The sequence below is a fragment of the Catenibacterium sp. UBA627 genome, assembly GCF_002299355.1.
GTDB lineage: Bacteria > Bacillota_I > Bacilli_A > Erysipelotrichales > Coprobacillaceae > Catenibacterium > Catenibacterium mitsuoka.
Genome location: NZ_DBPF01000097.1, coordinates 5227 through 25755 on the forward strand (window position 1 = coordinate 5227; position 20529 = coordinate 25755).

Below are 20529 nucleotides of genomic sequence, written 5' to 3' on the forward strand. Positions count from 1 at the left end.
AAAAAATCACAAGTATTACACATCTTTTCTGTTACAATAATTGTATAAGAAAGAGGTGAATCTTGTGCTTTTTATTTTTCTACTATTGTTGTTCTTATATTTGTTCCTTACAAAATACTACATCACTGAAGATGTGATCGTAAAAGAAGTCCTTGAAGATAAGATCATATTTGAATCTGAACTAGGAAAAGAAATCACACTCAAAGTAACAAAACCTCATGAATATCTAGAAGGACAAAAGGGACAAGTCTCATTCCATGGAGAAAGAATCGTATCATTTCAAAAAGCAGCCTAGAACGGCTGCTTTTTGATTAGATGACGTTAAAGTGCTTTAAGGCATTGTAGATGCCATCATCTTCAATATCAGTTGTAATATACGTTACATAATCAAATAGAACAGGATTAGAATTACCCATAGCTACTGATTCCTTAGTATAAGTCAACATTGGTAGATCATTTGTAGAATCACCAATAGAAATACAATCATCAATAGAAGCACCAATGAGATCAATAAATGTTTGAATACCTGTTGCTTTAGAACATGCTTTAGGAACTACTTCAATGAAGTCTTCAGCACGCTGGATGTATTCTAAATCATCTTTAAATGCATCCTTAAATGCTTCAATATCATCTTCTGGTGTATACCATGCAGTGAACTTATCAAAATTAGGTTCATCATCTTTATGATATACAGGAACATTTACTTTAATATCACTATAATGTTCTTTGATTTCCTGAACTGTTTTTGTCTTAATTGTTTCAGGGAAATAAATAGATTCAGGACCTTCTAACACGGCATCAATATCTAATTCTACCGCTTTATTCACAATTCCTTTCTTTAATTCTGAAGGAAGTTTAGCATGATAGATTTCTTTACCATGATAGTAGATATTAGTTCCACAACCACAGATATAACCATCTAATCCTAATTCTTTAATTACATCTTCTATAATACAAATAGTACGTCCTGTATTCACCATCAGGATATGTCCATTATCCTGAGCTAGTTTAATTGCTTTTTTTGTACTTTCAGGAACAGTGAAGTCTGTTTCTGTAGATAAAGTACCATCGATATCAAAAAATACAACTCTTCGACTCATAATTATTCTCCTTGCTTCATAAACTAAACCACAAATAATTACATCTGTCAACAATCTCTCAATTATTGAAAATGCCACATGTTAGCGCATTAATTTACTATCAAGCGACATTGAATAGTAACCTAATATGTGATAAGATTAAATAAGATTCAGAAAGGATTGAGAATATGTATAAGATTGTAAAAAAAGAAGTACTTAATGACGTTGTACAGTTAATGGAAGTACATGCGCCAATGGTTGCAAGAAAATGTGAACCAGGGCAGTTTATTATTTTACGTGTAGGAGAAGACGGAGAAAGAATCCCTCTTACAATTGCTGATTATGATAGAGAAAAGGAAACAATCACAATAATTTATCAGATTGTAGGTTACTCTACTAAACAGCTTGCTAAGTTAGAAGAAGGAGACTATATCACTGACTTCGTAGGTCCTCTTGGTGTCCCTACACATCTTGAAAAGAAGGATCATGTTATCGGTGTAGCTGGTGGTGTGGGTAGTGCACCATTATTCCCACAGTTAAGAAAACTAGCAGAACTTGGTACTAAGGTTGATGTAATCATCGGTGGACGTGAAGAACAGTATGTATTATGGGCAGATCGTTTTAAAGAATTCTGTGATAATGTATATATCGCTACTAATGATGGTTCTGCAGGTACAAAAGGTTTTGTTACTGATGTTTTAACTGATTTACTTGATAAGGGTGAAAAGTATGATGAAGTTATTGCAATTGGACCAGTTGTAATGATGAAGGCAGTTGTTGGAGTAACTAAACCTAGAGATATTAAGACAATGGTTTCACTTAACCCAATCATGATTGATGGTACTGGTATGTGCGGATGCTGCCGTGTAACTGTTGATGGTAAAATCAAGTTTGCCTGTGTTGATGGACCGGACTTTGATGGTTTAAATGTTGATTTTGATGAATTAATGGCAAGACAGAGAATGTTCAAGGAAGAAGAACATCTTGTTGACAGCAATGCAGACCGTATGTGTAACTTAATGAAGGGGGTTAAATAATATGCCTAATATGTCAAATAAAAAGGTAGAAATGCCTTCTCAGGAACCTGAAATTCGTTCAACTAACTTTAAAGAAGTTGCTTTAGGATATACAAAAGAAATGGCTCAGGAAGAAGCAACTCGTTGCTTAAACTGTAAAAAGCCTCGCTGTGTAGAGGGATGTCCAGTAAATGTACCTATCCCTCAGTTTATTCAGGAAGTAGTGAATGGTGATTTTGAAAAAGCTTATGAAATCATCACTACAGAAAATGCTTTACCTGCTATCTGTGGTCGTGTATGTCCACAGGAAAACCAGTGTGAAGGTAAGTGTGTAAGAGGCTTTAAGGGTGAATCAGTTGCGATTGGTAGACTTGAAAGATTCGTTGCTGATTACCATAGAGATCATGGCAAGCCAGCTGAAACTAAGATCGAAAAGAATGGCAAGAAAGTGGCTATTGTAGGTTCAGGACCTTCAGGTATTTCTTGTGCAGGTGAACTTGCTAAACGTGGTTATGATGTGACTGTATTTGAAGCATTACATAAAACGGGTGGTGTATTATCTTATGGTATCCCAGAATTCCGTTTACCAAAAGATTTAGTACAGGCTGAAATTGATGGTGTTGCAGACTTAGGTGTTAAGTTTGAAACAAACGTTGTAGTAGGTCGTTCTATCACAATTGATGAGTTACAGGAAAGTGGCTATGATGCTGTATTCGTAGGTGCTGGTGCTGGTTTACCTCGTTTCCAGGGTATCCCAGGTGAAAACCTTGATGGCGTTTATGCTGCAAACGAATTCTTAACTCGTGTTAACTTGATGAAGGGTTATGAATTCCCTAACCATCCTACTCCAGTAAAAGTAGCTGATACAGTATGTGTTGTAGGTGCTGGTAACGTAGCTATGGATGCTGCAAGAACTGCTAAGAGACTTGGTGCTAAGAACGTATATATCGTATATCGTCGTAGTGATGCTGAAATTCCTGCACGTGCTGAAGAAGTACATCATGCTAAGGAAGAAGGTATTATCTTCAAGTTATTAACTAATCCAGTTGCTGTTCATGGTGATAATGGTGCAGTTAAGGCTCTTGAATGTGTAGAAATGGAACTAGGAGAACCAGATGCATCTGGTAGAAGAAGACCAATTGCAAAAGAAGGTACTAACTTCACTATTGATTGTGGAACAGTTGTTATCGCAATCGGTCAGTCTCCAAACCCATTAATTAGACAGACTACTCCTGGTCTTGATTGCCAGAAGTGGGGCGGTATCATTGTTGAAGAAGAAACTAACCATACATCTAAAGAAGGCGTATGGGCTGGTGGTGACGTTGTTACTGGTGCTGCTACTGTAATTCTTGCTATGGGTGCTGGTAAAAAAGCAGCTAAAGCTATTGATGAAAAATTAAGTGGTGAATAAATGTATTGTACACGATGTGGTAAAGAATTAGAGGCAGGTACAAAGTTCTGTCCTAATTGTGGAGAACCTGTAAGATTAGAAAATAGAACAGACTACACAACTATGGAAGACTATGCTTCTAGTAATGGCTATACAAGTCCTTATTATGAAGAAGATCGTGCCTCTGTTGGATTATGTATCATTTCATTCTTATTTCCTTTTATGGGTGTTATCTTCTTCTTTATGAAAAGAAGAATGACTCCTAAAAAGGCAAAGGCATGTTTGATTACAGGAATCGTTAGTTTTATATTGAATTTTATTGCAACTTATGCATTATTATTAAACACAGGAATCAGAATCTTTTGATTCCTGTGTTTTTCATACTTGTAAAGTAATAATCTGATTTAGTAAAATAGAGAAATGGAGGTGTTTATTATGCCAAAAGGTATTTCAATCATGTCTCGATTATTAAGTATTGTAAATTATGGCGATGGTAAAGAAGTGAATGCGGATATCGCTAAGACAATATTACAGAATTATAATAAGATTCCAAAATTGACTATTTTTGATCTAGCTGATTTGTGTTATGTGTCGTCTTCATCTATTACAAGATTTGTGAGAACACTTGGGTATGATAGCTATAAACAATTTAAGAATGATATAGATAATACTTTGACTATTGATGTAGATTATTCTAAACGTATCAATATGGCAACTGCTGAAGACTTAAAGCCCATTTATCAAAGGTATACAGAAAATGTCATTGAGAACATACAATTCACTTTTGACCATATAGATTATCGCCAATTGAATAGAGTTTGTGAAATGATCTATCAGGCGAAGGAAATTGCTTTATTTGGTTTAGAATATGCCAATTATGTAGGTATTCATTTCCAAAATAAGATGGCAAGTTTGAATCGTTTAATTCAATTAGGTGTTTCTGATGAAAAACAATTAGAACTTGCGAAAAGACTTGCACCACATTCTCTTGTTTTCATCATCTCTTTAGAAGGAAGTTTCTTTTATCGTAATACAGAGATTATTGATATATTGACAGAAAAAGAATGTAAGATTGTGGCTATATCTATGATTACAGTTGGTAAGCTTATTAGTGCATGTGATGAAGTTATTCTTTGTAATAAGACAAATAGTAATACTGAAGGGCGTATTACTTTGATGTACACCATTGAGTTGATTATCATTTACTACTATATTAACTACTCACATATATAAAAAATTTCATAAACTGAAATTATGCTGGAGAATATGACATCTTCAGCATTTTTTTGACGAAAAAAATGAGTTCACTTTGTATTAAGATATCTGTGGGAGGAAAAAGAATATGAAAAACAAAGAATTTCCTAAAGATTTCTTATGGGGCGCTTCAACAAGTGCCTTTCAAGTAGAAGGCGGTTTTAATGAAGAAAGAGGTATAGCGAATAGCGACATGCGTCATATACCAGATGGTTTGGCAGACTATAAAACAGCCTCGGATCATTATCATCATGTCAAAGAAGATGTGCAATTGATGAAAGAACTGGGGATGAAAGTCTATCGCTTTTCATTCTTTTGGTCAAGAATCATGCCAGATGGTGAAAATGTCAGTCAGAAAGGATTGGATTTCTATCATAAACTCATTGATGCACTTCTTGAAAATGGAATTCAGCCGTTTCCAACACTTTATCATTTTGAAATGCCTTATGCATTGATTGAAAAGTATGGAGGATGGAAGAGTCGTAAATGTGTAGATGCATATGTAAAATATGCCAAAATCTGTTTTGAAGAATTTGGATCGAAGGTTAAAATGTGGGCAACCATCAATGAACAGATGTGTGCTACGGCACCAGATGATATGAATATGAATCTTGAAAAAGATCCACATTTAAGACAAAAGAATCTATATCAGATGTCATATCATATGACTTTAGCTGAAAAAATTGCAACAAGTTATTTTAAAGAAATGGTTCCTGATGGAAAAATTGGACATGTAGTTGCGATGCAGGTGATTTATCCAGCAACGTCCGCACCAGAAGATGTGCTTGCTGCAAAGAATGCAGAGGATGAAGTGCAGTGGAGTTTCCTTGATTTATCTATTAAGGGGCATTACTCTCATCACTTTACAAAATATTTGAAGGATAGAGATGTTTATCCAGAAATGAATGAAGAAGATTTCCATTATCTTAAAGAGAATCATCCAGATTTCATTGGTGTAAACTATTATGCAAGCTGCACAGTCAGAGCAAAACGTCCAGATGATGAATGTACAAGAATGCCACCGTTCTATATCAGTGATCAGTTCTATGTTGTGAATAATGAAAAATTGAAACCAACAGAATGGATGCATTTTGGAGTTGATCCAGATGGTCTATATATTGGAATTAGAAATCTCTATGACAGATATGAATTACCAATGATTATTACTGAAAATGGTATGGCTTATACAGATAAAATAGAAGAAGATGGTTCAATTAATGATATTTATCGTATTGATTATCTGACAAAACATATTAATCAGTGTTATAAGCTGATTGAAGAAGGGTATCCGCTTTTTGGATATTGTCCTTGGTCATTCTTGGATGTTGTCAGTTCACATGAAGGTTTTAATAAACGTTATGGTCTTGTTTATGTAGATCGTACAAATACAGATGTAAAATCATGTGCACGTATTAAGAAGAACAGTTTTTATTGGTATAAGAATGTTATTGAGAATAATGGGCTTAAAGGAGAATAATTATGAACAAGTTTATACAATTCATGGAAGAAAAATTTATTCCAGTTGCAAATAAAATATCTAGAATTAAAGCATTGCAGGCAGTATCAGGAGGTTCTATGTCACTTCTAGGTGTTATCATGGTAGGAGCAATTTTTTCGGTTTTAACTTCTATCACATGGTCACCTTATCAGAATTTCTTAAAGGCAACACACTTATTGACTATCATTAATTTTGTACCTAGTGTCACTACAGAGCTTATTGGCTTATTTATGGCATTCTCTATTGCATATAATGGGGCTAAGGTTTATGGCATTGAAAAGAATGCATTTAATACAGGAGTAATATCTTTAGTGACATTCATTCTATTAGCACCTATTACTGTACAACAACAAGGTATGGTATCGACTAATATGTTTAATGCAGCTTATTTTGGACCAAAAGCTGTTATTTCAGCAATTGTTGTTTCATTGATTGTCATTCAGATTATGAAGTTCTTTATGAATAAGAATATTACAATCAAGATGCCAGAAGGTGTTCCACCAATGGTCAGCAACTCATTCACTTCATTAATTCCAGCAGTTGTCATTGTATTAGTGTTTGGTCTTATAAAATATGGTTTCTCTATCACTCATTTTAAGACATTTAATGATTTTATCTATACAATCATTCAGACACCATTGCAGTCTCTAGTAGGAAGTTTCCCTGCATTTATCTTATTATTAGTAATTGCCCAAATATTATGGTTCTTCGGTATTCATGGATCACAGACAGTTTTACCAATTCTTATTCCAGTTTGGTTAGGTTATATGTCAGAAAACACAGCTTCACTTGCTGCAGGACATGGGATTGTCCATACTATTAACTTTGGCTTATGGGATTTAGCTTGTATTGGTGGTTGTGGTGCGACAATTGGTTTAGTTATTATGATGTTCTTTACAGCTAAGAGTGAAAGATATAAAGCATTTGGTAAAATTACTCTCCCTTGTGGAATTTTCAGTGTCAATGAACCAGTTATCTTTGGCTTACCACTAATGTTAAATGTTATGACAATCATTCCATTTATTGTATGTCCAATCGTTGTGTCATCTGTAGGTTACTTACTCATGAAGCTTCATATCATTGCACCTTATATTGGTATTCTTGGAACAGGATCTCTTCCACCATTTATTCATGGTATGGTAAATGGAAGCATTAGTGCAGGTATCTATGAACTTGTTGCAGTTGTTTTGTCATGTGTTGTTTGGTATCCATTCTTTAAGATGTTAGATAAACAGGCATTAGAAGAAGAAAATAAAATGAAGGAAGAAAATGTAAATGATTAATATACTAGAATATTCAGATATTACATTCCCAGAAGATTTTCTATGGGGTGCTTCTACTGCGGGACAACAGATTGAAGGTAACAACAATTCATTTTATGATGATAAGGAGACTGCACCTAAGTTTGCTTACGGTGGTGTACCTTATCAAATGGCAGGACGTGCATGTAATAGCTATGAAATGTATAAAGAAGATATCGCATTACTAAAGAAGATGCATTTAAACTCATATCGTATGTCTTTGGAATGGTCACGTATTGAACCAGTAGAAGGGCAGTTTAATGAAAAAGAGATTGAACATTATAGAGATGTCTTGAAAGAATTAAGGAAGAATAACATTAAAGTATGTTTAACACTTCATCATAATTCACATCCTGTTTGGTTTCACCAGTTAGGTGCATTTAAAACTATGGATAATCTTGACTATTTCTTAAGATATGTGGAAAAGGTTGTAGCAGAATATGATGAATATGTAGAATGCTGGTTGATCCTCAATGAGATGAACATCGTCTTCGAATATACAATTGAAGAAAGTATTAATTTGCTTCAGTATCATGCCAAAGCATATCATGTCATTAAGAAATATTCTAATAAGCCTGTATCATCTCCAATGAACTATGCAGAAAAGAAACCAATGAGAGGTGTTACAGATAAACCGGATCAGATTATGGCAGATTATATTGATTATATGGAAAACGAATTCTTCTTGCATGCAATAAGAACAGGAGAGATTGTTGTTCCCTTCCATGATGCTATTTATATGCCAGAATTAAAGGGAACATGTGATTTCTGGGCGGTGAATGTCTATACTAGACAATTGATTAATAGTAGAAAAGAAATGTTTAGATTTGATCGCTATGAAGCAAGCAGTATTCACAGTTTGGATGTTCCATATTTTAGTGATGATATTTGTCCTGAGGTCATTTATCACTGTTTAAATAGATTAAAAGATAAGCCTGTACTTATTACTGAAAATGGTATTGCTTGCAAGAATGATAAATATCGTATCATTTACATTGCGGCTGTACTACAGGCTGTCAAGCAGGCGATGGATAGCGGTGTGAAAGTATTAGGTTATCTTCATTGGTCCTTGCTTGATAACTGGGAATGGGGAACTTATACACCTACATTTGGTTTGGCTTCAGTTGATCATGAAACTTATAAAAGAACACTCAAGCCAAGTGGATATTTCTATGGTGAAATAGTAGAAAACAATGCCCTCACACTTAATGTTATTAAAAAATACTATTCGAATAATATATAGACACCAAATTGGTGTCTTTTTTAGTTTAAATAAAAAAAATCTATTTTATGATAATAATAATTTACTGATTTTTTTTATTATGATAAAATACTCTGTTGTAAAGGAGGAAGTATAATGCATAAATTATTAGAACCCTATGCAGCGCTTGTCCCATTCTTAGGTGTTGCGTTAGGGGACAATGTTGAAATAGCTTTACACGATCTCACATCTCCTGAACAGGAAGTTGTTGCTATCGCAAACGGAGAGATTTCTGGCAGAGAAGTTGGTGCTAAGCTTTCAAATTTATCTGTTCATTATTTAGAAACAAAACAGTATGAAAAAAGTGACTATGTCATGAACTACAAAACAGCAGGACCTGATGGTAAACTGTTAAAATCTTCAACATACTGGATCAAGGAACCAGGAAATGTTTATCCTGTTGGTATGCTTTGTATTAACGTTAACGTCACAGATTTTGAATATATTGAAACTGCGATGAGAAGAATTCTTGGCATTAAAGATAATACAAATGTAGAATTCAAATATGATAGCCCAATCGAAATCTTATCTTCTCCACTTGATGAGATGGTAGAAAAATACATCAATGAATGTATGCAGAATATGGGAGTTCCATCTTATGTTCATGCAGAAAGATTAAAAGTAGAAGAAAAGATCAGAGTTGTTAAATACTTACAGGATAAAGGAACATTTAAAGTAAAAGGTGCAATTGCCCTAGTTGCAGATAAGTTAGATGTTTCTGAACCAACAATTTATCGTTATTTAAAGAAAGTATAGGAGGAAAAACATGGATTTAGTTTACGTAAGTGGTCATAAGAATCCGGATACAGATTCAATTTGTGCGGCCATCAGTTATTCATATTTATTAAATGCAACTCATAAGTACGGACAGGCAGTACCAGTAAGACTTGGTGAAGTAAGCCGTGAAACTGAGTATGTATTAAAGAGATTTAATGCACATACACCACAGTTATTAAAATCAGTTAAACAGAAAGTAGAAGATCTTGATTATGATCAGGTGACTCTTTTCTCTAAAGAACTCACTTTAAGAACTGCCTGGTCATTAATGTGCCAGATGAACTTAAAGAGCGCTCCAGTATTAGATGATCATTCTCATCTTCTTGGTTTATTATCTTCTACAAACATTATTGAAGGTTATATGGAAGACTGGGATAAAGATATCTTAAAGAATGCACATACTCCAATCGAAAACGTTGTAGATACATTAGACGCGAAGATTGTTTATTTAAACCCTGAATTACGTACTATCAAGGGTAGTCTTCATATTACTGGTATGAACTCTCAGGAAGTTATTGATCATGTCAATGAACATGATGTTATCATTACTGGCGGTGACAGAACTGAAGGTATTCGTGAAATGTTGAAGAAGAAGGTTGATTTAATCATCCTTACTAACTCATTACACTTAGAAGAATCAGTTCTAGAAGAATGTAAGAACGCAGGTGTCAGCGTAGTGACTACTGCTTTCACTACATTCAAGACTTCACAGCAGATCATTCAGGCAGTACCTGTTGAATATGTTATGCAGAAGGGTGATTTAACATGCTTCTCTACAGATGATACTGTTGACTACTTAAAAGAAGTTATGAGTGAAACAAGATATCATTCATATCCTGTTATTGACTTAAATGATCAGGTAGTAGGTACTATCTCTCGTTTCCAGGTTATTACTGGTGATCATAAGAAGATGATCCTTGTTGACCATAACGAAAGAGGACAGGCTGTAGAAGGTATCGAAGAAGCTGAAATCCTAGAAGTAGTTGATCACCACAGAGTGGCTGATTTCCAGACTGTTGGTCCATTACAGTTTAGAGCAGAACCACTTGGCTGTACTTGTACAATCATTGCAAAGATGTATAAAGAACAGGGTATTGAAATTCCTAAGAATGTGGCTGGTTTAATGTTAGCGGCTATCATCTCTGATACATTATTATTCAGATCTCCAACTTGTACAAAGACTGACAAGGAAATCGCCTTAGAATTAGCTTCAATCGCTGGTGTAGATGCTGAGGAATTCGGTCTTGCAATGTTTAAGGCTGGTACTTCATTAGTTGGTAAGACTATTGAAGAAATCTATAACCAGGATTACAAGGTATTCAACATTGGTGATGCAAAAGTAGGTATCGCTCAGGTTAACACTATGGATATCGATGGCTTTGCACCACTTAAGGGTGAAATGCTTGAATATATGGAAAATCTATGTGTTGAAAATGGATTTGATGCAGCAGTTCTATTATTAACTGATGTCATCAATGCAACAAGTGAAGTATTTGTTGCTGGTACTCATCCAGAATATGTAGAAAATGCCTTCAATGTACAGTTAGTTGAACATGAAGCAAACTTACCAGGTGTTATCTCTCGTAAGAAGCAGGTTGTTCCAGCTATCACACGTGCAATCAACGCTTAATAAATTTAGCTATTTGTTGAGAACTCAACGAATAGCTTTTTTTATTATTTGAAAATGTTGATAAATTAGAACAATAAGAATAATTTATTATTGCACACTTAATTGAAACAGCTACTTAAAACAATATTTCACTACATCACCATAAATATCGCTATAATTTTATCTAAATTTGTGTTTTGTACATATAAAAGTATGGTATTTATGTAAAAAATTTGGTATACTTATTGAGGCATAAAAAGATTGTTTTAATTTTTACACAAAATATTTAAGGAGGAAAGTATGGAAAACTCAAAAATGAAATGGTATACCCTGGCTTTTATGGCATTTTCTACTGTTTGGGGATTTGGTAACGTACTAAATGGTTTCGTTTACTTCAACGGTATCCAGGTTATATTCAGCTGGATTTTAATGTTCGCTTTATACTTCGTACCATATGCCCTTATGGTTGGTGAACTTGGTTCAGCATTTAAAAATGCCGGTGGGGGTGTCAGCTCATGGATCATGGAAACAATGGGTCCTAAACTTGCATATTATGCAGGGTTCACTTATTGGGCTTGTCACATCACTTATATCGCAAGTAAAGGTACTGGTGGATTAAAGGCTCTTAGCTGGGTAATCTTCAGAAATCATACGGTTTATGATAGCTTACCAACTATCTATGTTCAGTTAGCTACACTTGCTGTATTCTTATTTTTCTGCTATATCGCAAGCCGTGGATTAAACCCACTAAAGAAACTTGCTACATTAGCAGGAACTTCAATGTTTGTTATGTCAATCCTTTATATCTTAATGATGTTCGCAGCACCAGCTATCAACCCTAATGGTGGTTATGTACATATGGACTTTAGTTTTAAAAACATCGTGCCACAGTTCAATGTACAGTACTTCACATCATTATCTATCTTAGTATTCGCAGTTGGTGGATGTGAAAAGATTTCACCATATGTTAACAAGGTAGAAAACCCTGAAAAGGGATTCCCTAAAGGTATGATTGCACTTGCTATCATGGTCTGTGTATGTGCTATCTTAGGTACATTCGCAATGGGTATGATGTTCGATCCTAAGATGATCAATGCTTCTGAACAGGCATTCGAAAGCTATGTTGCTAACGGAGCTTATTGGTCATTCCAGAAATTAGGTGAATACTATCATATGGGTGATGCATTACTAGTTATCTACGCATTATGTAACATGGTTGGTCAGTTCTCTACTTTAGTATTAAGTATTGATGCTCCACTTAGAATGTTATTGGATAACGAAAAAACTAGAGAATATATCCCATCTGTTTTATTCAAGAAGAACAAGTATGGTGCATATATTAACGGTATTAAGTTAGTTGTTGTACTTTCTGGTTCAATCATCTTAATCCAGTCATTCGTTCCTGGTGCAGCTGCCGTATTAAAACAGTTAAATAAACTTAACTCAGTATGTATGCCAATGCGTTACTTATGGGTATTTGCCGCTTATATTGCTTTACGTCAGGCTTTGGACAAGTTCCCAGCAGATTATCGTTTCGTTAAGAATCAGGCTGTTGCTAAGTTCTTCGGTATCTGGTGCTTTATCGTAACTGGTGCTTGCTGTGTACTTGGTATGTATGACAAAGATCCATTCACATTCGCATTAAACGTAATTGCCCCTGTAGTTCTTTGTGCTTTAGGATTGATCATGCCTAAACTTGCAGAAAAAGAACGCCGTGAAGGAAAAAGATAAATGATATAAAAGTATCCTTTTGGCAGGGCCAGAAGGATATTTTTATATCAATTAAGGAGATAATAAAAATGTTTAAGGAAACTTCAAAAGAATTATTAGATTTCTTATCAAAAAGTCCTACTGCTTTCCATGCAGTAGAAAACTATCGTCAGATCTTAAATGCTGATGGATTCGAAGAATTATTAGAAAGTGAACACTGGAATATCGTACCAGGTGGTAAGTACTATGTAACAAGAAATAATACGAGTATCTTAGCATTTAAAGTAGGTACAAAATTAGATAATTACAGTTTCAACATCGTTACTTCACATACAGATTCACCAACTTTCAAGGTTAAAGAAAATGCTGAAATCGAAGTGAAGAATAAGTATACTCAGTTGAATACTGAAGGATATGGAGGAATGTTATGTGCTACTTGGTTAGATCGTCCTCTATCAATTGCTGGTCGTGTATTAGTATCTGAAGGTAACAGCATTGTTACTAAGTTATTAAATATTGATCGTGATTTATTAATGATTCCTAATGTAGCTATTCATATGAACCGTGCTGCTAATGATGGATTCAAGTATAACTTACAGGTAGATATGCTTCCATTATTAAGTGCTGGTGATGATCGTCAGAAAGACTTCAAACAGATTATTGCTGATGAATTAGGTGTAAAGAAAGAAGACATCTTAGGACATGACTTATATCTTTACAACCGTATGGCTCCATCTATCTGGGGTGCTAATGAAGAATTCATTTCTGCAGGTCACTTAGATGATTTACAGTGTGGTTTCGCTTCATTAAAGGCATTACTTGCTGGTTATAACGATGAATCTGTCGATATCATGGCTTGCTTTGATAACGAAGAAGTAGGTTCAGGAACTAAGCAGGGTGCTGACTCTACATTATTAAGAGATACATTAACTCGTATCAACAGTGCTTTAGGTAAGACTGAAGAAGATTACCACCGTGCACTTGCATCAAGCTTCATGCTTTCTGCAGATAATGCACATGCCGTACATCCAAACCATCCAGAACATACTGATGCAACTAACTGCACTTATATGAATGAAGGTGTTGTAGTTAAGTCACATGCTGGTCAGAAATATACAAGTGATGGTGTATCAATGGCAGTTGTAAAGGCTCTTGCATCTGGGGCAGATGTACCTCTACAGTATTTCGCTAACCGTTCAGATAAGGCTGGAGGAAGTACTTTAGGTAATATCGCTATGGCTCAGGCTTCTATGAATGCTGTAGATATCGGTTTACCTCAGCTTGCAATGCATTCATCATATGAAACTGCTGGTATCAAGGATACTTACTATGCAATCACATTAATGAAGGCATTATTTGATTCACATATTCAGGAAACATCTACTCATAGCTTAGAAATTAAACGCTAATGAAGTTTCAACAAGATAGAGAGAAGCTCATGGTTTCTATGATGGTAGGAACCATGACTTCCTATATTGCTCTTATGTTTGTCAAAGAGTTCATCAATCAGAAGTATTTAATCAATTTCTATATCGATAGCTTAGTTGCGGTTGTTGCGCTTGTTCTGGCGTTCCTGCAGATCAAGATGCAATATAAGATATATAAAGAGAGAAAAATCTCTTCTAAATCATTAAATATTACATTACTCAGCATATTCTTTGCATTAATTTTAAATGTTTTATTCCCTAAAGGAATTGATTTCTCATTCCTTGTATTAGTCATCGGAATGATTGCTTCAAATCGTTTGTGCAGTAAAGAATGGCCAAAATAAAAGATTTCCACGGAAACACTTTTAATCTATATTTAACCTTTTATGACTATCTTTATTACAGAAAGATGTTATAATGGATTAGGAAGAGAACATTAGCACCTGCCGATTCTCTTCAACTGCCTCATGCCAGTGACCTGAACGCTGGCTTTTTTTGTTAGAAAGGGTGATTATAATGAAAAGATTAGCACATAGAGGGTATAGTGATTTATTTCCAGAAAACACAATGTCGGCTTTTGAAAAAGCAGTAAATTCTTCATTTGAAGGTATAGAAACAGATGTACAGATGACAATAGATGGCGAACTTCTGTTATTACATGATGATAAGATCAATCGTACCAGTGATGGTAAAGGTGTTTTAAGAAATATGACATTTAATGAAGCACGTCAATATAATTATAATAATAAGATGGATATCACAGAACAGATTCCTACGCTTGATTCTCTCTTGACATTACTTGATTCTACCGATAAATTATTGAATATAGAAATCAAGGATACTGTATCAAGTGGTCTTGAAGAAAAACTAAGAGATGTGATTATGAAGCATCATATGACAGATCGTATTTATTTTTCTTCTACAAGTCTAGAAAGATTGTTAAATATGCGTGCTTTAATGCCTGATTCTTATTATGCCTTAATCGTACTAAGAGGTTATAAGAAGTGTAAGCAGCAGGTGATTGATTATCATTTAGATGGTATTCATAGTCGTTATTCTTATTTAACACATGAAGAAATAGTAGATTTAAAAAGTAGACATATTAAAATAGGTGCCTGGACAATTAAAGAAAAAGAACAGTATGACTTCTTTAAGAAAGAAGATATTGATTTTATATTTGCGAATGGATTATTTGAAGAGGATAAATAATGAGACTAGATAAATTTTTAAAGTTATCACGTATTATTAAGAGAAGAACATTATCTAAAGAAATAAGTGAAGCATCACGTGTTAAAGTAAATGGTAAAGTAGCTAAACCTGCTACTAAAGTGAAAATTGGTGATGAAATAGAAGTCAGCTTTGGACGTACTATCTTAACAGTGAAAGTATTGATGCTTAAAGATCATGTATTAAAGGATGAAGCATCTTCTCTTTATGAAATTATTAAAGAAGAAAAAGTAGAAGAAGAAACTATTTACTAAGAGCCTTTTGTAAGGTTCTTTTTTTAATCGCAGAATAATGGTATAATGCGATTAGTTAAGGAGTTGACTCGAATGGCTAAAAAGAAAAGAAAAATGGGTAATATATATGGATTAGTCTTTATTGTGATTTCCGCATTTCTCATTTATACTTTAATCGCAAAAGTACAGCATATTCAGGCTGAAAAGGCCACTTATCAGAAACTTGTTGTACAAGAGAAGGAATTAAAGAAAGAAAAAGCAAAGCTTGCTAAAGAAGTAGATAGTTTGAATGATAGTGATTATGTAGTACGTTATGCACGTAGTCATTATATATTTTCTAAAAATGGTGAAGAAGTGATTATTCTACCGGAAAACAAATAAGCATGAGGCTTATTTGTTTTTGTAAGGAGATTATATGTTTCAAAAGATTTATAATAAATGTAGAGATAAAAATATAATTGTATATCTTCCTGATGATTATTATCAAAGTGAAGAGAGATATCCTGTTCTTTATATGAATGATGGTCAGAATGCCTTTTTTGATGATCAGGCTTATATTAAAGTAAGCTGGGGTATGGAGGATTATTTAAAAAGAAGTGGGATGAAGGTCATAGTTGTGGCTATTCCTTGTGTCTTTAGTGAATATGGCCGTGCAAGTGAATATGGGCCATGGGATGTTGAAAGTGGTACATTAATGCGTGATGATACTCATGAGATAATTAAAGGTACAGGAGAAGACTATTGTCAGTGGCTGATTCATGATTTGAAGCCCTCTATAGATCGACGCTTTCGAACTATTAAAGATAATACTGCTATGGTAGGAAGTTCTTCTGGTGGAGTAATCACTGCTTATGCCTGTATGAAGCATCCCGATGTATTTCATAAAGGTGCTGCAATATCAACAGCATATTGGCTTTATCAGAAGGAATTTGTTGAGTTAGTGAAGACAAGTGACTTAAGTGGTCTTGAACGCTTTTATTTTGATGTAGGTGGTAAAGAAGGTTATGATGATGAGTCATTGAGTCAGGACTATTTATGGTCTAATAATGAAATAGAATATTTAATAAGACAGAAAGGCATTCATTATATGTATCGTGTCTTCGAAGAGGATGTACATAGTGAAGCCTGCTGGAGAAATAGAGTACCAGTCTTTATGTTTTATTTATATGGAGGAAAATAATTATGTATCAAATGATGTTATCGGATTTAGACGAAACACTTCTTATAGGTCAGCATGTTCCTGTATTTAATCAGGAGGCAATACGTGAAGCTAAAAAGCATGGTTTGCGTTTTGTAGTAGCCACTGGACGATCTCATAGAATGATTGGGGATATTCTTAAAGAAATTGGTACATATGATATGCCAGGTGAGTATTCTATCTGCTTTAATGGTGGGCTTGTTGTAGAGAATAAATACTTTAAGATTCTTCATTTCCAGGGTCTTGATTATGAATTATTAAAGAAATGCTTTGACTATGGATGTAGAAAAAATCTCTGTATGCTTGTATTTACTTTAGATTGTTGTTATATTTATAACCCAGATGAATTTGAAGTAAATAGAAAGATTGAACAGAAAACACCAATGAAGGTGATATATGATCATGAGACGGAATTCTTAAAAAATGAATCTATCGCAAAGATTCTTTTGGTAAAGAGAGATATTAATTATCTTAAGGAGTTACGTGATGAGATGTATCAGGATATTGGAGATCAAGTAGAACTCACTTTCTCTTCTGATCGTTATCTAGAATGCAATGCGATTGGCATTAATAAGGGTGTGGGTTTAAAGTGGCTTGCAGATTATTTGAATATTGATATCAAGGATACGATTGCGATTGGTGATAATTACAATGATGTATCAATGATCAAGGAAGCAGGACTAGGAGCCTGCGTGAGCTGTGCTCATGATGATATTAAAGAAATCAGTGATTATGTCTGTGAAAAGAATTTTGATGAAGGTGCAGTGAAGGAAGTAATTGAAAAATTTGTATTAAAGGGGGTATAAGAGATGGAATATAAGTTAATTGCAAGTGATTTAGATGAAACTTTATTAAATGATGATCATGTTGTACCAGAAAGTAACATTTACTGGATTCAAAAAGCAGTGAAGGAACGTGGTGTGAAGTTTGTACCTGCAACAGGAAGAGGTTATATGCAGATTCAGCCAGAATTGACACAGTTAGGCTTAAAAGATATGGAAGGAGAATATGTCTTAAGCTTCAATGGTGGTGCATTAACTGAAAATAAAGGAAATCGTATTATTGAATTCAATGGTTTAGGGTTTGATAAGATGAAGGAAATCTTTGAATTTGGTCTGAAACAGGATGTCTGTATTCATGTTTATACAAATGATACACTTTATATTTATAACTTAAGTGAATCTGAAGCAGAAAGATTGAAGAATCAGAAACTTGAAGTTGTTTATCCTGAAGAAAACACTGTTGATTTCTTAAAGGATGCGACTATTGCGAAGATTCTATATCAGAATGTGGATGTGCCTTATTTAATGAGTTTAGAGCCTCAGATGACAGAAATTACCAAAGGATGTGCAGTAAGCTATTCTTCTAACCGTTATATGGAATTCAATCGAGAAGGCGTAGATAAAGGACAGGGATTACAGGATCTTGCAGATAAGCTAGGTATTAAGATTGAAGAAACAATTGCAGTAGGAGATAACTATAATGATATGGCTATGCTTAAAAAAGCAGGTCTATCTGTTGCAGCAGGTAATGCAGTTGAAGATGTAAAGAAGGCATGTGACTACACAACGCATGCAGATAATAATGAAGGTGTAGTTGCAGAATTGATTAAGAAGTTTATTTTCCATGAAGACATTTAAATCAATTATAGAAAATGAAGCACAGCAGCCTTATTACAAAGCGTTACATGAATTTGTAGAAGAAGAATATGCTTCAAAAACAATATTTCCACCTCATAACCATATACTGCATGCATTTAATTTTTGTGATTATGAAGATATTAAAGTGGTTATTATTGGACAGGACCCTTACCATGAACTTCATCAAGCCAATGGTTTAGCTTTTAGTGTGAATAAAGGTGTACGCACACCACCTTCACTTGTAAATATTTATAAAGAAGCTCACAGCGATGTAGGTATTGATATTCCCAATCATGGAGATTTAACATCATGGGCAAAGCAGGGGGTTCTTTTATTGAATACTGTATTAACAGTACAGGAAGGATGTGCGAATTCTCATAAAGGTAAAGGATGGGAAATCTTCACTGATCATATTATTGAAGAAATGAATAAACGTGAAAAGCCTCTTGTTTTCATTTTATGGGGACGTCAGGCTGCCAATAAAGCAAGTATGATTGATACAACAAAGCATTGCGTTATTACAAGCGCACATCCATCTCCTTTAAGTGCCCATCGTGGGTTCTTCGGCTCAAGGCCATTTTCTCGTACAAATGAATTTCTTGTAAGTCAAGGAATTGAACCTATAGATTGGAGGATTGACTGATGTTTAGAAATATAGATAAAGCAATCGCATATATTGAATCTAAAAGACATAAGAATACAATTGAATCTTTTAGGAGAATTTTAGAAGAGTTAGACATTAATACAAAACAGAAGAATATGATTCATGTTGCCGGTACGAATGGAAAAGGATCTACAGTCAACTATCTAAGAAGCATTTTGAATGCACATGGATATCATGTAGGAACATTTACTTCTCCTTATATGATTAAGCATAATGATCGCATTCGTATTGATGATCAGCCTATTAGTGATGAAGATCTTCTTGCACTTATTAATAAATATGAAACAGTGATTGAAGAAAAGAACTTATCCATGTTTGAAATTGATGTTTTAATCATGCTTGATTACTTCTCTTCACATGATTTAGATTATCGTATTATTGAGTGCGGTATTGGCGGCGCCAATGATAAGACAAATGTGATTCAGCCAATTATCAGTGCAATTACTAATATTGGTAACGATCACTTAGATCAGATTGGCCCAAGTCTTTATGATGTCATTAATGAAAAGATGGGAATCATCAAAGAAGGACAGTATTTTATTACAAGTGAAGTGGAAGGAATGGTTCTTGCAAGATTACAGGAGCAATGTGATGCCATGGGTGCGACAATGGTTGTTGTGCCGGAATATCAGGTATCACGTTATCCGTTCCATTTCCGTTATCGTGATATGGTCTTTACCTTAGAAAAACAAGGAATCTACCAGGTTGCAAATGCACGTTTAGCACTCACAATTGCGAATAAGTTGATTAATCTTGATGAAGAAACAACTGAAAAAGCTGTTGAAGAAGCAGTGTGGTATGGTCGTTTCGAAATGATGAATGTAGCAGGACATAAGGTAATTCTTGATGGTGCACATAATACAGATGGTGTTAAAGCTCTTTTAACAACAATGCAGTATATGCGTACTGAAGATACTGTCTTTATTTTCTCTTGTTTAAAGGATAAAGATGTGGATGAAATGATTGAACTTATTGATGAAGCAGGTTATCCAATATATCTCACTTCATTTAATGATGAGCGTGCGTCTGATTTTGAGGATTATCGCAGTTTCAGTACCGTAACAGTAGTGCCTCACTTTGCGGAGGCAATCAAAGTAGCCTTACTTAAACATGATCAGCTTGTTATAACAGGGTCACTACACTTTATTTCATCAGTAAGAAAGTATCTCAAACAGAACTATTAAGTCAGACTTACACGTAAGTCTGACTTTTTTCTATTTAAAATGTAACACGTGTGTAGTATAA

General features: G+C 34.4%; 22 protein-coding genes. 21 read left to right on the forward strand and 1 reads right to left on the reverse strand.

What is annotated here, in order from left to right; translation table 11 throughout:
* The first annotated feature begins 64 nt into the window (after positions 1–64).
* On the forward strand, positions 65–295 hold the full coding sequence (locus B2S90_RS06090; RefSeq protein ID WP_055234481.1) for a hypothetical protein: 231 nt from the start codon (positions 65–67) through the stop codon (positions 293–295).
* Between the two features lie 16 nt (positions 296–311).
* On the opposite strand, the gene B2S90_RS06095 is transcribed toward B2S90_RS06090, so the two are convergent.
* Positions 312–1100 carry an HAD family hydrolase gene (locus tag B2S90_RS06095; RefSeq protein WP_286696721.1) on the reverse strand — a complete coding sequence of 263 codons (789 nt, stop codon included), beginning with the start codon at positions 1098–1100 and terminating at the stop codon, positions 312–314.
* 167 nt (positions 1101–1267) lie between these two features.
* Between B2S90_RS06095 and B2S90_RS06100 the strand changes: the two genes are divergently transcribed.
* From B2S90_RS06100 to B2S90_RS06195, 20 genes are all read left to right on the forward strand, one after another.
* Complete coding sequence (locus B2S90_RS06100; RefSeq protein ID WP_055234482.1) at positions 1268–2116, forward strand: sulfide/dihydroorotate dehydrogenase-like FAD/NAD-binding protein; 849 nt, start codon at positions 1268–1270, stop codon at positions 2114–2116.
* Between the two features lies 1 nt (position 2117).
* Positions 2118–3506, forward strand: a complete 1389-nt coding sequence (gltA, locus tag B2S90_RS06105; protein WP_278779362.1) for an NADPH-dependent glutamate synthase — start codon at positions 2118–2120, stop codon at positions 3504–3506.
* A complete protein-coding gene (locus B2S90_RS06110) occupies positions 3507–3851 on the forward strand; it encodes a zinc-ribbon domain-containing protein (protein WP_055289821.1) in 345 nt (114 codons plus the stop codon). It abuts the gene before it with no gap.
* A gap of 69 nt (positions 3852–3920) precedes the next feature.
* Complete coding sequence (locus tag B2S90_RS06115; protein WP_286696722.1) at positions 3921–4718, forward strand: MurR/RpiR family transcriptional regulator; 798 nt, start codon at positions 3921–3923, stop codon at positions 4716–4718.
* Positions 4719–4827: 109 nt separating this feature from the next.
* Positions 4828–6216 (forward strand): glycoside hydrolase family 1 protein, encoded by a 1389-nt coding sequence (locus B2S90_RS06120; RefSeq protein WP_286696723.1) that lies wholly within the window; start codon positions 4828–4830, stop codon positions 6214–6216.
* A 2-nt stretch (positions 6217–6218) separates the two neighbouring features.
* Positions 6219–7520 (forward strand): PTS sugar transporter subunit IIC, encoded by a 1302-nt coding sequence (locus tag B2S90_RS06125; RefSeq protein ID WP_055234492.1) that lies wholly within the window; start codon positions 6219–6221, stop codon positions 7518–7520.
* On the forward strand, positions 7513–8781 hold the full coding sequence (locus B2S90_RS06130) for a glycoside hydrolase family 1 protein (protein ID WP_286696724.1): 1269 nt from the start codon (positions 7513–7515) through the stop codon (positions 8779–8781). The genes B2S90_RS06125 and B2S90_RS06130 overlap by 8 nt, the downstream gene beginning before the upstream one ends.
* A 114-nt stretch (positions 8782–8895) precedes the next feature.
* The gene (locus B2S90_RS06135; RefSeq protein WP_055233853.1) at positions 8896–9555 is read left to right on the forward strand and encodes a helix-turn-helix transcriptional regulator; all 660 of its coding nucleotides are present in this window, start codon (positions 8896–8898) and stop codon (positions 9553–9555) included.
* A 10-nt stretch (positions 9556–9565) separates the two neighbouring features.
* Positions 9566–11206 carry a putative manganese-dependent inorganic diphosphatase gene (locus B2S90_RS06140; protein WP_055233854.1) on the forward strand — a complete coding sequence of 547 codons (1641 nt, stop codon included), beginning with the start codon at positions 9566–9568 and terminating at the stop codon, positions 11204–11206.
* Between the two features lie 279 nt (positions 11207–11485).
* A complete protein-coding gene (locus B2S90_RS06145; protein ID WP_279147487.1) occupies positions 11486–12916 on the forward strand; it encodes an amino acid permease in 1431 nt (476 codons plus the stop codon).
* A 68-nt stretch (positions 12917–12984) separates the two neighbouring features.
* Positions 12985–14304, forward strand: coding sequence for a M18 family aminopeptidase (locus B2S90_RS06150; RefSeq protein WP_055233856.1), 1320 nt, complete (start codon positions 12985–12987; stop codon positions 14302–14304).
* A gap of 29 nt (positions 14305–14333) precedes the next feature.
* On the forward strand, positions 14334–14666 hold the full coding sequence (locus B2S90_RS06155) for a hypothetical protein (RefSeq protein ID WP_055233857.1): 333 nt from the start codon (positions 14334–14336) through the stop codon (positions 14664–14666).
* Positions 14667–14838: 172 nt separating this feature from the next.
* Positions 14839–15531 (forward strand): glycerophosphodiester phosphodiesterase family protein, encoded by a 693-nt coding sequence (locus B2S90_RS06160; protein ID WP_286696725.1) that lies wholly within the window; start codon positions 14839–14841, stop codon positions 15529–15531.
* Entirely contained in the window at positions 15531–15803 is a 273-nt protein-coding gene (locus B2S90_RS06165) for an RNA-binding S4 domain-containing protein (protein WP_006505749.1), read from the forward strand. The genes B2S90_RS06160 and B2S90_RS06165 overlap by 1 nt, the downstream gene beginning before the upstream one ends.
* A 72-nt stretch (positions 15804–15875) precedes the next feature.
* On the forward strand, positions 15876–16163 hold the full coding sequence (locus B2S90_RS06170) for a septum formation initiator family protein (RefSeq protein WP_055233859.1): 288 nt from the start codon (positions 15876–15878) through the stop codon (positions 16161–16163).
* A 34-nt stretch (positions 16164–16197) separates the two neighbouring features.
* Positions 16198–16962, forward strand: coding sequence for an alpha/beta hydrolase (locus B2S90_RS06175; protein ID WP_286696726.1), 765 nt, complete (start codon positions 16198–16200; stop codon positions 16960–16962).
* A 2-nt stretch (positions 16963–16964) separates the two neighbouring features.
* Complete coding sequence (locus B2S90_RS06180; RefSeq protein ID WP_055233861.1) at positions 16965–17786, forward strand: Cof-type HAD-IIB family hydrolase; 822 nt, start codon at positions 16965–16967, stop codon at positions 17784–17786.
* 3 nt (positions 17787–17789) lie between these two features.
* Positions 17790–18620, forward strand: a complete 831-nt coding sequence (locus B2S90_RS06185) for a Cof-type HAD-IIB family hydrolase (RefSeq protein ID WP_055233862.1) — start codon at positions 17790–17792, stop codon at positions 18618–18620.
* Positions 18607–19263, forward strand: coding sequence for a uracil-DNA glycosylase (locus tag B2S90_RS06190; protein WP_278780023.1), 657 nt, complete (start codon positions 18607–18609; stop codon positions 19261–19263). Before B2S90_RS06185 ends, B2S90_RS06190 begins: the two co-directional genes overlap by 14 nt.
* Positions 19263–20468 carry a bifunctional folylpolyglutamate synthase/dihydrofolate synthase gene (locus B2S90_RS06195; protein ID WP_286696727.1) on the forward strand — a complete coding sequence of 402 codons (1206 nt, stop codon included), beginning with the start codon at positions 19263–19265 and terminating at the stop codon, positions 20466–20468. Before B2S90_RS06190 ends, B2S90_RS06195 begins: the two co-directional genes overlap by 1 nt.
* Positions 20469–20529 lie beyond the last annotated feature (61 nt).